Annotated in this window: 13 protein-coding genes; 5 read left to right on the top strand and 8 right to left on the bottom strand. The window is 75.8% G+C overall.

The window, feature by feature from the left end; all coding sequences use genetic code 11:
- Window positions 1–2: 2 nt before the first annotated feature.
- Window positions 3–1,409: a dipeptidase gene (locus ACFUMH_RS16275; RefSeq protein WP_378207916.1), complete on the bottom strand. Its 1,407-nt coding sequence runs from the start codon at window positions 1,407–1,409 to the stop codon at window positions 3–5.
- Window positions 1,410–1,441: 32 nt separating this feature from the next.
- On the opposite strand from ACFUMH_RS16275, the gene ACFUMH_RS16270 reads away from it, so the two are divergent.
- Window positions 1,442–2,059, top strand: a complete 618-nt coding sequence (locus ACFUMH_RS16270; RefSeq protein ID WP_378207913.1) for a DUF3043 domain-containing protein — start codon at window positions 1,442–1,444, stop codon at window positions 2,057–2,059.
- Between the two features lie 28 nt (window positions 2,060–2,087).
- On the opposite strand, the gene ACFUMH_RS16265 is transcribed toward ACFUMH_RS16270, so the two are convergent.
- Window positions 2,088–2,834 carry a YitT family protein gene (locus tag ACFUMH_RS16265; RefSeq protein WP_378207910.1) on the bottom strand — a complete coding sequence of 249 codons (747 nt, stop codon included), beginning with the start codon at window positions 2,832–2,834 and terminating at the stop codon, window positions 2,088–2,090.
- A complete protein-coding gene (locus tag ACFUMH_RS16260) occupies window positions 2,831–2,980 on the bottom strand; it encodes a hypothetical protein (RefSeq protein ID WP_378207908.1) in 150 nt (49 codons plus the stop codon). The genes ACFUMH_RS16265 and ACFUMH_RS16260 overlap by 4 nt, the downstream gene beginning before the upstream one ends.
- Before the next feature lie 63 nt (window positions 2,981–3,043).
- Between ACFUMH_RS16260 and ACFUMH_RS16255 the strand changes: the two genes are divergently transcribed.
- Entirely contained in the window at window positions 3,044–4,495 is a 1,452-nt protein-coding gene (locus ACFUMH_RS16255) for a PLP-dependent aminotransferase family protein (RefSeq protein ID WP_378207905.1), read from the top strand.
- 55 nt (window positions 4,496–4,550) lie between these two features.
- Here ACFUMH_RS16255 and ACFUMH_RS16250 read toward each other — a convergent pair whose 3' ends face one another.
- From ACFUMH_RS16250 to ACFUMH_RS16235, 4 genes are read right to left on the bottom strand one after another with little or no spacing between them, the layout of a single operon-like run.
- On the bottom strand, window positions 4,551–4,763 hold the full coding sequence (locus ACFUMH_RS16250) for a hypothetical protein (protein WP_378207902.1): 213 nt from the start codon (window positions 4,761–4,763) through the stop codon (window positions 4,551–4,553).
- Window positions 4,760–5,812, bottom strand: coding sequence for a quinone-dependent dihydroorotate dehydrogenase (locus ACFUMH_RS16245; protein WP_378207899.1), 1,053 nt, complete (start codon window positions 5,810–5,812; stop codon window positions 4,760–4,762). The genes ACFUMH_RS16250 and ACFUMH_RS16245 overlap by 4 nt, the downstream gene beginning before the upstream one ends.
- Window positions 5,813–5,822: 10 nt before the next feature.
- Window positions 5,823–6,308 carry a hypothetical protein gene (locus tag ACFUMH_RS16240; protein WP_378207896.1) on the bottom strand — a complete coding sequence of 162 codons (486 nt, stop codon included), beginning with the start codon at window positions 6,306–6,308 and terminating at the stop codon, window positions 5,823–5,825.
- The gene (locus ACFUMH_RS16235) at window positions 6,305–6,664 is read right to left on the bottom strand and encodes a hypothetical protein (RefSeq protein ID WP_378207893.1); all 360 of its coding nucleotides are present in this window, start codon (window positions 6,662–6,664) and stop codon (window positions 6,305–6,307) included. Before ACFUMH_RS16235 ends, ACFUMH_RS16240 begins: the two co-directional genes overlap by 4 nt.
- Window positions 6,665–6,714: 50 nt before the next feature.
- Between ACFUMH_RS16235 and ACFUMH_RS16230 the strand changes: the two genes are divergently transcribed.
- On the top strand, window positions 6,715–8,193 hold the full coding sequence (locus tag ACFUMH_RS16230) for a leucyl aminopeptidase (protein WP_378207890.1): 1,479 nt from the start codon (window positions 6,715–6,717) through the stop codon (window positions 8,191–8,193).
- A gap of 24 nt (window positions 8,194–8,217) precedes the next feature.
- Here the strand turns inward: ACFUMH_RS16230 and ACFUMH_RS16225 are convergent, their stop codons facing one another.
- Entirely contained in the window at window positions 8,218–8,589 is a 372-nt protein-coding gene (locus ACFUMH_RS16225; RefSeq protein ID WP_378207887.1) for an oxidoreductase, read from the bottom strand.
- Window positions 8,590–8,776: 187 nt separating this feature from the next.
- On the opposite strand from ACFUMH_RS16225, the gene lpdA reads away from it, so the two are divergent.
- Both lpdA and sucB read left to right on the top strand, forming a co-directional pair.
- Complete coding sequence (lpdA, locus tag ACFUMH_RS16220; protein WP_378207884.1) at window positions 8,777–10,159, top strand: dihydrolipoyl dehydrogenase; 1,383 nt, start codon at window positions 8,777–8,779, stop codon at window positions 10,157–10,159.
- 27 nt (window positions 10,160–10,186) lie between these two features.
- Window positions 10,187–12,124 carry a 2-oxoglutarate dehydrogenase, E2 component, dihydrolipoamide succinyltransferase gene (gene sucB, locus ACFUMH_RS16215; protein ID WP_378207880.1) on the top strand — a complete coding sequence of 646 codons (1,938 nt, stop codon included), beginning with the start codon at window positions 10,187–10,189 and terminating at the stop codon, window positions 12,122–12,124.
- Window positions 12,125–12,172: the final 48 nt, after the last annotated feature.

Genomic DNA, 12,172 nt, shown 5'->3' with positions numbered 1-12,172 from the left:
GGTCAGGCCCGCGGTGCGAGCGACGCCAGCAGCAGGGCCTCCGCCAGGACGACGCGCTCGAGCTCGCCGAGGTGCACCGACTCGTTCGCGCCGTGCGCGCGGGAGTCCGGGTCCTCGACGCCCGTGACGAGGATCGCGGCGTCCGGGTAGACGTCGAGCAGGTCGCTGATGAACGGGATGGACCCGCCGACGCCGACGTCGACCGACGGGGTCCCCCACGCCTCGCCGAGCGCCCAGCGCGCCGCGCCGGCGGCCGGCGAGTCGCCCGCCGCCTGGAACGGCTTGCCCAGCTCGCCGTCGTGCACCGTCACCCGGGCGCCGAAGGGCGCGTGGGCGTGCAGGTGCGCCGTCACGGCCGCCAGCGCGGCAGCCGGGTCCTGGCCCGGGGCGAGGCGGACGGACAGCTTGGCCGACGCCCGCGGCGTGATCGTGTTCGAGGCGCTCGCGACCCGCGGGGCGTCGATGCCGATGACGCCGATCGCGGGGCGCGTCCACAGCCGCGCCGTGAGGGGCCCGGTGCCGGCCAGCCGCACGCCCGGCAGCACGCCCGCGTCCGCGCGCAGCGCGTCCTCCTCCATGTCGACGGCCGGGTCCGCCGCGCGGACCAGCCCCTCGACGGCGACGTCGCCGTGCTCGTCGTGCAGCGTGGCGAGCAGCCGCGCCAGCAGCGTGGGCGCGTCGAGGACGGGCCCGCCGAACATGCCGGAGTGGACCGCGTGGTCGAGCACGGCGACCTCGACGACCAGGTCGGCCAGCCCGCGCAGCGACGTCGTGAGGGCGGGCACGCCCACCCGCCAGTTCGTGGAGTCGGCGACGACGATGACGTCGGCCGCCAGGAGCTCGCGGTGCGCGTGCAGGAAGTCGACGAACGTCGGCGACCCGACCTCCTCCTCCCCCTCGACGAACACCGTCACGCCGACGCCCAGCTCGTCGGCGAGCACGCGCAGCGCACCGACGTGCGCCATGACGCCCGCCTTGTCGTCGGCAGCGCCGCGGCCGAACAGCCGCTCGCCGCGCTGCGTGGGCTCGAACGGCGCCGTGTCCCAGTCCGCCGCGTCGCCGGGCGGCTGCACGTCGTGGTGCGCGTACAGCAGGACGGTGGGCGCACCGGCCGGGCCGGGGCGGCGCGCCACGACGGCCGGAGCACCGGGCGTGCCGTCCGCGCGCGGCACGCGCAGCACCTGCACCTCCGGGACGCCGGCGCCGCGCAGGAGGTCCGCGACGGCCGCGGCCGACGCCTCGACGTGCGACGGGTCGAACTCCGCGTTGGAGACGCTCGGGATGCGCACGAGCGCCTCGAGGTCCGCGCGGACGCCGGCGAAGAGGGCGGCGGTCCGCTCGCGCAGGGCCGCGACGCGGTCGGCGGGCAGCGGGGACGGGGAACCGGTGGGGGCGGGGGTGGACGTCACGTCCCGGCACGCTACTCGACTACCCTGGGCGGGTGTTCGGACGCAAGCAGGACCCCCCGCCCACCACCGCGGCACCGCAGCCGTCGGACCCCGCGTCGTCGCCGTCGACGGCCGACGACCTCCGGTCCGGCAAGGGGCGTCCGACGCCGACGCGCAAGGAGGCCGAGGCCCGCAACCGCCGGCCCCTCGTCCCCGAGGACCGTCGCGCCGCCGCGAAGTCGGCCCGCACCAAGCAGCGCGCGCAGCGCGAGCTCGAGTACCAGGCGATGCGCACCGGCGACGAGCGGCACATGCCCGCGCGCGACCGCGGCCCGGTCCGTCGCTACGTGCGCGACCACGTCGACGCCCGCTGGAACCTCGGCGAGTTCTTCCTGCCGGTGGCGGCCGTGTTCCTCGTGCTGCAGATGGTCACGGCGGCCGCCGCCCCCACGCTCGCGTTCCTCTCGCTGGCGATCCTCTACGTCTTCATCATCGCCGCGATCGTCGACGGCTGGCTGATGTGGCGCGGGCTGAAGAAGCGGCTGCACGCACGCTTCGACGCGGCGCAGATCCCGACCGGCATGACGATGTACGCCGTCCTGCGCGCGTTCCAGGTGCGTCCGTCGCGCCTGCCGAAGCCGCAGGTCAAGCACGGCCAGTACCCGTCCTGACACCGCACGGGCGCGCACCGCACCAGGTTCAGCGCCCCACCGGTTCCACCGCACCGCCGGCGTCCGGCTGCACCGGTCCGCCGACGTCGGGCTCCGCCGCACCGTCGACGGCGGGCACACCGGCGGCACCGGGCGTGCCGGCGCCGTCCGCGGCCGCCGCGGGACGCTCCGGGACGCTGAGCCGCGGCAGGAGCGCGTGCACGAGCGGGCCGATGGCCAGCGCGTACGCGAGCGTGCCGAACCCCAGCGTGCCGCCCAGCGCCCACCCGACGGCGACGACGACGACCTCGATCGAGCCACGCACGAGCCGCAGCGGCCAGCCCGTCCGCGCGACGATGCCGGTCATGAGGCCGTCGCGCGGGCCGGGGCCGAGGCGCGCACCGACGTACAGCGACGTCGCGAGCGCGTTCGTCAGCACGCCGAGCACGACGAGCCCGATCGCGGCGGGCAGCGGCAGCGGGTCGGGCAGGCGCGCCGCGAGGGCGAGGAACGGGTCGAGCAGCGCACCGATGACCACGACGTTGGCCACGGTGCCGATGCCGGGACGCTGCCGCAGCGGCACCCAGCAGGCGAAGACGACGAACGACAGCACGACCGTGACCGTGCCGAAGGACCAGCCGGTGACGCGGACGACGCCCTGCGACAGCACGTCCCACGGCATGGAGCCGAGCTCCGCACGGACGAGCAGCACGATGGACGCGGCGTAGAGCACGAGGCCGCCGAGGAGCTGGGCCGCGCGGCGCAGGCCGGCGCGGCGGGCGTGGGGGTCGGTCACCACGGGTCTCCCGGGGAGGTGGGCCGCACGGGCGGCGGTGGACGGTGGCCGAGGCCGTCGTCCCGCACGGTCCGCGCGAGCGCGACGGCGAGCACGACGGCCAGGACGGCGACGGCGAGCACGGCGATGACGGTCGAGAAGGCCATACCGAGAAGCCTGGCGGCGTTCTGGCCTTGTCCTCCATAGCCACTTCCAGGATAGTGGCTTGCATGAGCCCGGTGTCGCCCGTCGACCGTCGCGTCAACGGCACCCGTCTGCGGTCGCTGCTCGGGCGGTGGGAGCGCCCCGGCCCGGCGTACCAGGCGCTCGCCGACGGCGTGCGCGGCCTGGTCCGCACCGGCACGCTCCCGCTCGGCACCCGGCTGCCCGGCGAGCGCGAGGTCGCCGAGTGCCTCGCCGTGTCGCGCACGACCGTGACGGCCGCCTACGACCTGCTGCGCGACGAGGGCTTCCTCGTGAGCCGCCGCGGGTCCGGCACGGTGACGACGCTGCCGCCCGGCACGGGCGACCGGGCCCCCACGACGCTGGGCACGGTCGATACCGGCCTCGTCGACCTGTCGGCCGCCGCCCCCTTCGCTCCCCCGCAGCTCGCCGCCGCGTGCGCCGCCGCGCTCGACCAGCTGCCGCGCCACCTCGCCGACACCGGGTACCTGCCGCTCGGCCTGCCGGCCCTGCGGCAGGCGGTCGCGGACCGCTGCACCGCCCGCGGCGTCCCGACGCGTCCGGAGCAGATCCTCGTGACGACCGGTGCGCAGGAGGCGATCCACCTCCTCATGGTGACCCTCGCCGGCCCCGGGGACCGCGTCGTCGTGGAGCACCCGACGTACCCGCACGCGATCGACGCGGCCCGGGGCGCCGGCGCCCGCCCCGTGCCGGTGCCCGTGACGCCCACCGGGCTCGACGTCGAGCTCCTCGCCTCCACCGTCCGCCAGACCGCGCCACGGCTCGTCTACCTGGTCCCCGACCACCACAACCCGACGGGGACGAGCCTCGACGCGGACGCCCGCGCCCGCGTGCGCGACCTCGCGCGGCGCACGCGCACCGTCGTGGTGGGCGACGAGACGCTCACCGACCTCACGCTCGACGGCCCCCCGCCGCCGCCGTTCGCCGGCCGCGCCGACGACGACCTCGTCGTCACGGTCGGCTCGGCGTCGAAGTCGTTCTGGGGCGGCCTGCGCGTCGGCTGGGTGCGCGCCCACCCCGACCTCGTGGGGCGCCTCGCGCAGCGGCGCGCGTACGTCGACATCGGCTCGTCCGTGCTCGACCAGCTCGTCACCACGGAGCTGCTGGCGCACGCGGACGAGGTCCTCGCGGCGCGGCTGGAGGCGGTGCGCCGTCAGCGGGGCGTGCTCCTCGACGCCCTGGCCGAGGCGCTGCCCGCGTGGCGCGTGCCCGTGCCGGCCGGCGGCCTGTCGACGTGGATCGACCTGGGCGCCCCCGTGTCGTCGGCGCTCAGCGCCGTCGCCCACGCGCACGGCGTGCGGATCGTCCCCGGCACGGCCTTCGGCGTCGACGGCACGTTCGAGGACCACCTGCGCGTGCCGTTCTCGCAGCCGCCGGACATGCTGCGCCGCGCGGTCGACGGGCTGGCGGCCGCGTGGGCGGTGCTCGACCCGACGGCCGCACCGGCGACCGGGCGCGGCGCGCCCGCGCTCGTCTGAGCGGGGACCCGGCCGCACGGCCGGGCGACCCGGCGCACCGCGGGGGTCGCCGACGTCAGGGCGTCGGCAGCTCGATCGGCGTGCCCTGCGGCTGCCCGTCGTGCTCCACCGTCGCGGACCGCACCCCCTGGGCGGCGAGCCCGCGCCAGTGCTCGCCGAGCCACTGCTCGGCGTCGAAGCGCGCGAGGAAGACCGGGCTCGTCGGCCGCTCCAGCGCGGCGCCGGACGCGTCCGCCAGCCGCCACCGCCACCGCGGTCGCACGCTCACCGCGCCACCACCGGACGCCGCGCCGCGTCGGCGGCGAGCGCGCGCGTGATGCGCGCCGCGTAGGCGGGGCCCTCGTAGACCAGCCCCGTGTACCCCTGGACCAGCGTCGCGCCGACGGCCAGGTACTCGCGGGCGTCGGCGGGCGTGGTGATGCCGCCGACGCCGATCACCACGGCCTCCTCGCCGAGGCGCGTGCGCAGCCGCGCCACCACGTCCAGGCCCCGAGCGAGCACCGGTGGCCCCGACAGACCGCCCGGGCCGAGGTCGTGCGCGATCGTCGTGTTCACCGCGACGACGCCGTCGAGCCCGAGCTCGGCGACGAGGTCGGCCACCGCGTCGACGTCGTCGTCGCTGAGGTCGGGCGCGATCTTGACCAGGACCGGCACGGGCGCGCGGCCGGCGCGCGCCGTGGCCTCGTCGGCGGCGACGCGCGTCGCCTCGAGCACCGGACGCAGGGCGTCGACCGCCTGCAGGTCGCGCAGGCCCGGCGTGTTCGGCGACGACACGTTCACCACGAGGTAGTCGGCGTACGGCGCGAGCCGGCCGGCGCTCGTGGCGTAGTCGGCCGCCGCGCCCTCCGGGGGCGTGACCTTCGTCTTCCCGATGTTGACGCCCACGACGAGCTGCCGGCCGTGCGGCGTCGCGCGCAGCCGGCGCAGGCGGGCGGCCACCGCCGCGGACCCCTCGTTGTTGAACCCCATGCGGTTGCGCAGCGCGCGCCGCTCGAGGACGCGCCACAGGCGGGGCCGCTCGTTGCCGGGCTGCGGGTGCGCGGTCACGGTGCCGACCTCGACGAAGCCGAACCCGAGCATCGTCAGCCCCCGCACGCCGTGGGCGTCCTTGTCGAAGCCCGCGGCGAGGCCGAAGCGGGACGGGAAGCGACGTTCCCACACCTCGACGGCGCCCGCCGGCGGCGGCGCGAACGCGGCGGCCACGACGCGCGAGAGCCCCGGCACGGCGGCGACGCCGCGGATCAGCCGGAACGCGAGGTGGTGCGCCTGCTCGGGGTCCAGGCGGCGCAGCACGAGGTCGAAGAGCAGGCGGTACACGCCGACCAACCTAGTCGAGGCCGCCGTCGCGGGCCGGGCCGTCCGCGGACGGGCCGTCCGCTGCCGGGTCGTGGGCGGCCGGGTCGTGAGCGGCACCGCCCGTCGACCGCCGTCCCGTCCGCCACAGCCACAGCAGCCCGAGGGCCGGCAGGACGAGCGGCACGTACCCGTACCCGCGGCCGAACGCCGACCACACGGTCTCGTCGGGGAAGTCGCCGACGTCGACGAGCGAGAGCGTGCCGACGACGACCACCCCGACCGCCTCGACGAGGACGGTCGCCCAGGCGAGGCGCCGGCGGTCGGTGGCGAGCGCCACGGTCGCGACGACGTACACGACGCCCGCCAGCAGCGACAGGACGTACGCGACCGGCGCCTCGTCGAGCTTCGTCGCGACCTGGTACAGGCCGCGCGCGGTGGCGGCGAGCGCCAGCACGCCGTACACGGCGACGAGGAGGCGGCCGGGGCCGTGACCCGTCCCCCGCGCCGGCGCGCTCACGCGGCACCCCAGATCTGCAGCAGCCGGTACTCGAGGAACGCCACCGTCAGGGCGGCGACGACGAGCACGACCGAGCTCCAGCGCGTCCGCTCGGCGAAGGCCCAGGCCGCGGCGATCGGCAGCACGATCAGCTGGGTGGCGACGTACCCCCAGAACAGGACGCCGTCGACCTCGGCCGGGCCGGTCACCAGCAGCACGCCCGCCACGACGGCCTGCACCACGAGCAGCCCCTCCACGACGGCGGCGCCCCACAGCTGGCGGAGGACGACGGCACGGTCGCGGACGACGAACCAGCCGGCCCAGGCGGCGAGGGCGACGCACGTGGCCACGACGAGCCACACGAGGGGGACGAGCACGGTGCCCCACCGTACCCGCGCCCGCCGGGGGCGCCGTCTACGATCGGCACGTGATCTCGCTGACCAGCCAGGACCCTGCCCGCCTCGCCGTCGACGCCCTCGTGGTGGCCGTCGGCACCCGTGACGGCGGCCCCGAGCTGCTGGACGGCGGCACCCTGCCGGCCGAGCTGCGGGCCGCGCTCGTGCGCGACGCCCGCACGCTGGGGCTCACCGGCGCGCCCGACGAGGTGCGCCGCGTGCCGGCCACGGGCCTCGCGGCGGCGGTGCTCGTCCTCACCGGCGTCGGGCCGGCCGACGCCCTCGGACCAGAGACGCTGCGCCGCGCGGCCGGCGCCGCCACCCGCGAGCTCGCCGGCACCGCGTCCGTCGCGCTCGCCCTGCCGGTGACCGGTGCCGACGACGTGGCCGCGGTCGCGGAGGGCGCCCTCCTCGGCGCCTACACGTACACGCGCTACCGCACCGGCGACGGCCCGGAGGCCGCCGGTCCCGTCGCGCGCCTCCAGGTCGTGGCCCCGGGCGCCGGCGACCGCGCCGCCAAGGACGCACTCGCGCGCGCCGAGGTCCTCGCCGCCGCCGTCCACGGCACGCGCGACCTCGTCAACGCCGCGCCCAACGACCTCTACCCCGCGGCGTTCGCCGACCTGGCGAAGGCCGCGGTGAAGGAGGCCGGCGTGCGCGGCCTCAAGATCTCCGTGCTCGACGACAAGGCGCTGGCGGCGGGCGGCTACGGCGGCCTCGTCGGCGTCGGGCAGGGCTCGGCCCGCGGGCCTCGCCTGGTGCGCGTCGCGTGGGCGCCCTCCCGGCCGCGCGCCACGGTCGCGCTGGTCGGCAAGGGCATCACGTTCGACTCGGGCGGCATCTCCATCAAGCCGGCGGCCGGCATGGAGGCCATGAAGTCCGACATGGCCGGTGCCGCCGCGGTGCTGCACACGGTGCTCGCGGCGGCCCGCCTGGGCCTGCCCGTGGCCGTCACCGGGTGGCTGTGCCTCGCGGAGAACATGCCGTCCGGCACGGCCCAGCGTCCGTCGGACGTCATCACGATCCGCGGCGGGAAGACGGTGGAGGTGCTCAACACCGACGCCGAGGGTCGCCTCGTCATGGCCGACGGGCTCGTCGCCGCGGTCGAGGAGGGCCCCGACCTCGTCCTCGACATCGCGACCCTGACGGGCGCGCAGATGGTCGCGCTGGGCAACCGCGTGTCGGCGGTCATGGGCACCGACGCGGCGCGCGCCGAGGTCGTCACGGCGGCGCAGGAGGCGGGCGAGCAGTTCTGGCCCATGCCGCTCCCCGCGGACCTGCGCGCGGGCCTGAAGTCGAAGGTCGCCGACCTCGCGAACATCGGGGACCGCTTCGGCGGGATGCTCACCGCCGGGATCTTCCTGCAGGAGTTCGTCGGGTCGACGCCGTGGGCGCACCTCGACATCGCGGGCCCCGCGTTCAACGAGCGTGCGCCGCACGGCTACACGCCGGTCGGCGGCACGGGGGTCGGCGTCCGGACGCTCGTGCGCCTGCTCGAGCAGCGCGCCTGACCGGGACGCCGGGGGCCGGGCGCGTCAGCCGCGCTCGGCCGCCCGGCGCCGGCGCTCGATGCGCTGCCGCGTGTTCCAGTCCCGCACGCGCTGCGGGTAGCCGGTGCGCTGCACGTCGTAGACGGGGATGCCGAGCTCGCGGGCGAGTGTGCCCGCCGTGCGCTCGTCCGGCACCTTGCGACGGGTCCACTCGCCGTCGGTGGCGACGAGCATGATCGTCGTCTGGGTGACGTTGGTGCGGGGCTCCACGTACGCCTCGACGCCGACCCGCGTCGCGACGAAGTCCCGCAGGTAGGCGAGCGTCGCGGCCCGCGCCTCCCGGTCGGGTACGACATCGGGCGCGCCGGCGGGCGCGGTGCCGCGCGCGGACCGGCGGCGGCGCGAGAACAGACCCATGCGCCGCAGACTACCGACGGCGGCTGGGCGTCACCTGGGCGTCGCCGGGACGACTCCCGACGCGTCCAGTCATGGGACGACTGTCGCCCGACTCACACGACCCGCACGGGCGGCGGGTTCGTCCGTGCCCAGGGAGGATGCCAAGATGGGGCGGCAGCCCGAACCCACAGCCTGCGAGGAGTAGCACGTGGCCGACACCGGCACCGCTTTCGACATCGTCGTCCTGGGCGGAGGCAGCGGCGGCTACGCAGCCGCGCTGCGCGCCGCAGAGCTCGGCAAGACCGTGGCCCTCGTCGAGGCCGCCAAGGTGGGCGGCACCTGCCTGCACAACGGCTGCATCCCGACCAAGGCGCTGCTGCACGCCGCCGAGGTCGCGGACAACGCCCGCGAGGGCGAGGCCTTCGGGGTGCACACGCACCTCGAGCGCATCGACATGAACGGCGTGAACAAGTACAAGGACGGCGTCATCGCCCGCCTGTACAAGGGCCTGCAGGGCCTCATCAAGTCGCGCAAGATCGAGGTCGTCGAGGGCTGGGGCAAGCTCACCGGCCCGAACACCGTGCAGGTCGGCGACCGCACCCTCACGGGCGAGCACATCGTGCTCGGCACCGGCTCCTACGCCCGCTCGCTGCCCGGCCTGGAGATCGCCGGCCGGGTGATGACGTCGGACCAGGCGCTCCAGCTCGACTTCGTGCCGAAGTCCGCGATCATCCTCGGCGGCGGCGTCATCGGGTCGGAGTTCGCGAGCGTCTGGAAGTCGTTCGGCGCGGACGTCACGATCATCGAGGCGCTCCCCCACCTCGTCCCGAACGAGGACGAGGCGCTGTCGAAGGCCTTCGAGCGCGCGTTCCGCAAGCGCGGCATCAAGTTCAACCTCGGCACCCGGTTCTCGGGCGTCACGCAGGACGACAACGGCGTGCACGTCACGCTCGAGGACGGCAAGACGTTCGACGCCGACCTGCTGCTCGTCGCGGTCGGCCGCGGCCCGAGCACGTCCGGCCTCGGCTTCGAGGAGCAGGGCATCACGCTCGACCGCGGGTTCGTCATCACCGACGAGCGCCTGCACACGGGCGTCGCCAACATCTACGCGGTCGGCGACATCGTCCCCGGCCTGCAGCTCGCGCACCGCGGGTTCCAGCAGGGCATCTTCGTGGCCGAGGAGATCGCGGGCCTCAACCCGCCGGTCCTCGTCGAGTCGGGCATCCCCCGCGTCACCTACTCCGAGCCCGAGGTCGCCTCGGTCGGCCTCACGGAGGCCCGCGCGGTCGAGGTGCACGGCGCCGACAACGTCGAGACGCTCGAGTACAACCTCGGCGGGAACGGCAAGAGCCAGATCCTCGCCACCCAGGGCTTCGTCAAGCTCGTCCGGCAGAAGGACGGGCCGGTCGTCGGCGTGCACATGATCGGCGCGCGCGTCGGCGAGCTCATCGGCGAGGGCCAGCTCATCGTGAACTGGGAGGCGTACCCCGAGGACGTCGCCGCCCTCGTGCACGCCCACCCGACGCAGAACGAGGCGCTCGGCGAGGCCTTCCTGGCTCTCGCCGGCAAGCCGCTGCACGCCCACAACTGACCCGATTCGAAGGAGAGACGAGCGGTCATGTCCGAGAACGTGCAGCTTCCCGCCCTCGGTGAGTCCGTCACCGAGGGGACCGTCACCCGCTGGCTGAAGAACGTCGGCGACACCGTCGAGGTCGACGAGCCGCTGCTCGAGATCTCGACCGACAAGGTCGACACCGAGATCCCCTCGCCCGTCGCGGGCGTGCTCGAGCAGATCCTCGTCCAGGAGGACGAGACCGTCGAGGTCGGCGCCACCCTGGCCGTGATCGGCTCCGGCGAGGGCGCCGGCGCGTCGGACCAGGCGTCCGGCGAGGCCCCGCAGCAGTCGGCCGAGCAGCCCGCGCAGCAGGACGAGCCCGCGCAGCAGTCGCAGCCCGAGGAGACCGCGGCGGAGACGTCGGCCGTGCAGAGCGTCGAGGAGCACGAGGACGCCCCGGCGCCCTCGGAGTCCTCCGCGCCCGAGTCCCAGCCCGCGCCGTCCGGCGAGCAGCCGTCCGGCGGCGGCGCGCAGGGCGGCGAGGAGGTCCGCCTCCCCGCGCTCGGCGAGTCCGTCACCGAGGGCACCGTCACCCGCTGGCTCAAGCAGGTCGGCGACACCGTCGAGGTCGACGAGCCCCTGCTCGAGATCTCCACGGACAAGGTCGACACGGAGATCCCGTCGCCGGTCGCCGGCACGCTCCAGGAGATCCGCGTGCAGGAGGACGAGACCGTCGAGGTCGGCGCCGTCCTCGCCGTGGTCGGCTCGGGCGCCGCGCCCGCGCAGGACGCCGCGCCGTCGCAGGACGCCGCTCCCGCGCAGGACACGACCCCGGCGCCGCAGGCTCATGCCGAGCCGAAGCCGGCCGCCACGCCCGAGCCCGCGCAGCAGGAGTCCGCGCAGGCGGAGGCCGCTCCGCAGCCCGGTGGCTACGAGGCACCGGCGCCCGAGGTCGAGTCGGCGCAGGCCGCCGGCGAGACCCCGGCGGCCCAGGAGGCGGCCTCGCAGCAGCCGACGTCGCAGCAGAACCAGCAGTCGCCCGGCGCGACGGCCGGTGGCTCGTACCTGACGCCGCTGGTGCGCAAGCTCGCCGCCGAGAAGGGCGTGGACGTGTCCACGCTCACCGGCACGGGCGTCGGCGGCCGCATCCGCAAGGAGGACGTCCTCGAGGCGGCCCGCCAGGCGGAGGAGGCCCGCAAGGCCGAGGAGGCGGCGAAGTCCGCCCCCGCTGCCGCACCCGCGGCGGCCGCGGCTCCGCAGGCCGCGGCACCGGCCGTGTCGCCGCTGCGCGGCACGACCGAGAAGGCCAGCCGGCTGCGCCAGATCATCGCCGAGCGCATGGTCGAGGCCCTGCACACGCAGGCGCAGCTCACCACGGTCGTCGAGGTCGACGTCACGAAGATCGCCCGTCTGCGCGCCCGCGCCAAGGCCGACTTCGCGAAGCGCGAGGGCGTCAACCTGACGTTCCTGCCGTTCTTCGTCCAGGCGGCCGTCGAGGCGCTCAAGACCTACCCCAAGGTCAACGGCGTGCTCGAGGACAAGACGATCACGTACCACGGCCAGGAGAACGTCGGCATCGCGGTCGACACCGAGCGCGGCCTGCTCGTGCCGGTCATCCGCGACGCGGGCGACCTCAACATCGCCGGCATCTCGCGCAAGATTGCCGACCTCGCCGCCCGCACGCGGGCGAACAAGGTCACGCCGGACGAGCTGAGCGGCGCGACGTTCACCGTCACCAACACCGGCTCGGGCGGCGCGATCATCGACACGCCGATCGTGCCCGGCGGCACCTCCGCGATCCTCGGCACGGGCGCGATCGTCAAGCGCCCCGTCGTGGTCAAGGACGCCGACGGCGAGGAGGTCATCGCCATCCGGTCGATGTGCTACCTCTGCCTGTCGTACGACCACCGGCTCGTCGACGGCGCGGACGCCTCGCGCTACCTCACCGCGGTGAAGAACCGCCTCGAGGAGGGCGCGTTCGAGTCGGAGCTCGGTCTCTGACCCGACGCGGCGACACCGGCACGGTCACGGGCCGCGCACCCCACGTGC

This window comes from Cellulomonas sp. NPDC057328, from assembly GCF_042667215.1.
Classification (GTDB): domain Bacteria; phylum Actinomycetota; class Actinomycetes; order Actinomycetales; family Cellulomonadaceae; genus Cellulomonas.
Note: the sequence above shows the minus strand (reverse complement) of the source record. Positions and strands in the feature narration are given on the sequence as shown.

Bases quoted from the DNA above. Each gene is read 5' to 3' on its own strand.
- ACFUMH_RS16260 (WP_378207908.1), bottom strand. From the start codon at position 2,980: ATGGCCTTCTCGACCGTCATCGCCGTGCTCGCCGTCGCCGTCCTGGCC.
- ACFUMH_RS16255 (WP_378207905.1), top strand. From the start codon at position 3,044: ATGAGCCCGGTGTCGCCCGTCGACCGTCGCGTCAACGGCACCCGTCTG.
- ACFUMH_RS16225 (WP_378207887.1), bottom strand. From the start codon at position 8,589: ATGGGTCTGTTCTCGCGCCGCCGCCGGTCCGCGCGCGGCACCGCGCCC.
- sucB (WP_378207880.1), top strand. From the start codon at position 10,187: ATGTCCGAGAACGTGCAGCTTCCCGCCCTCGGTGAGTCCGTCACCGAG.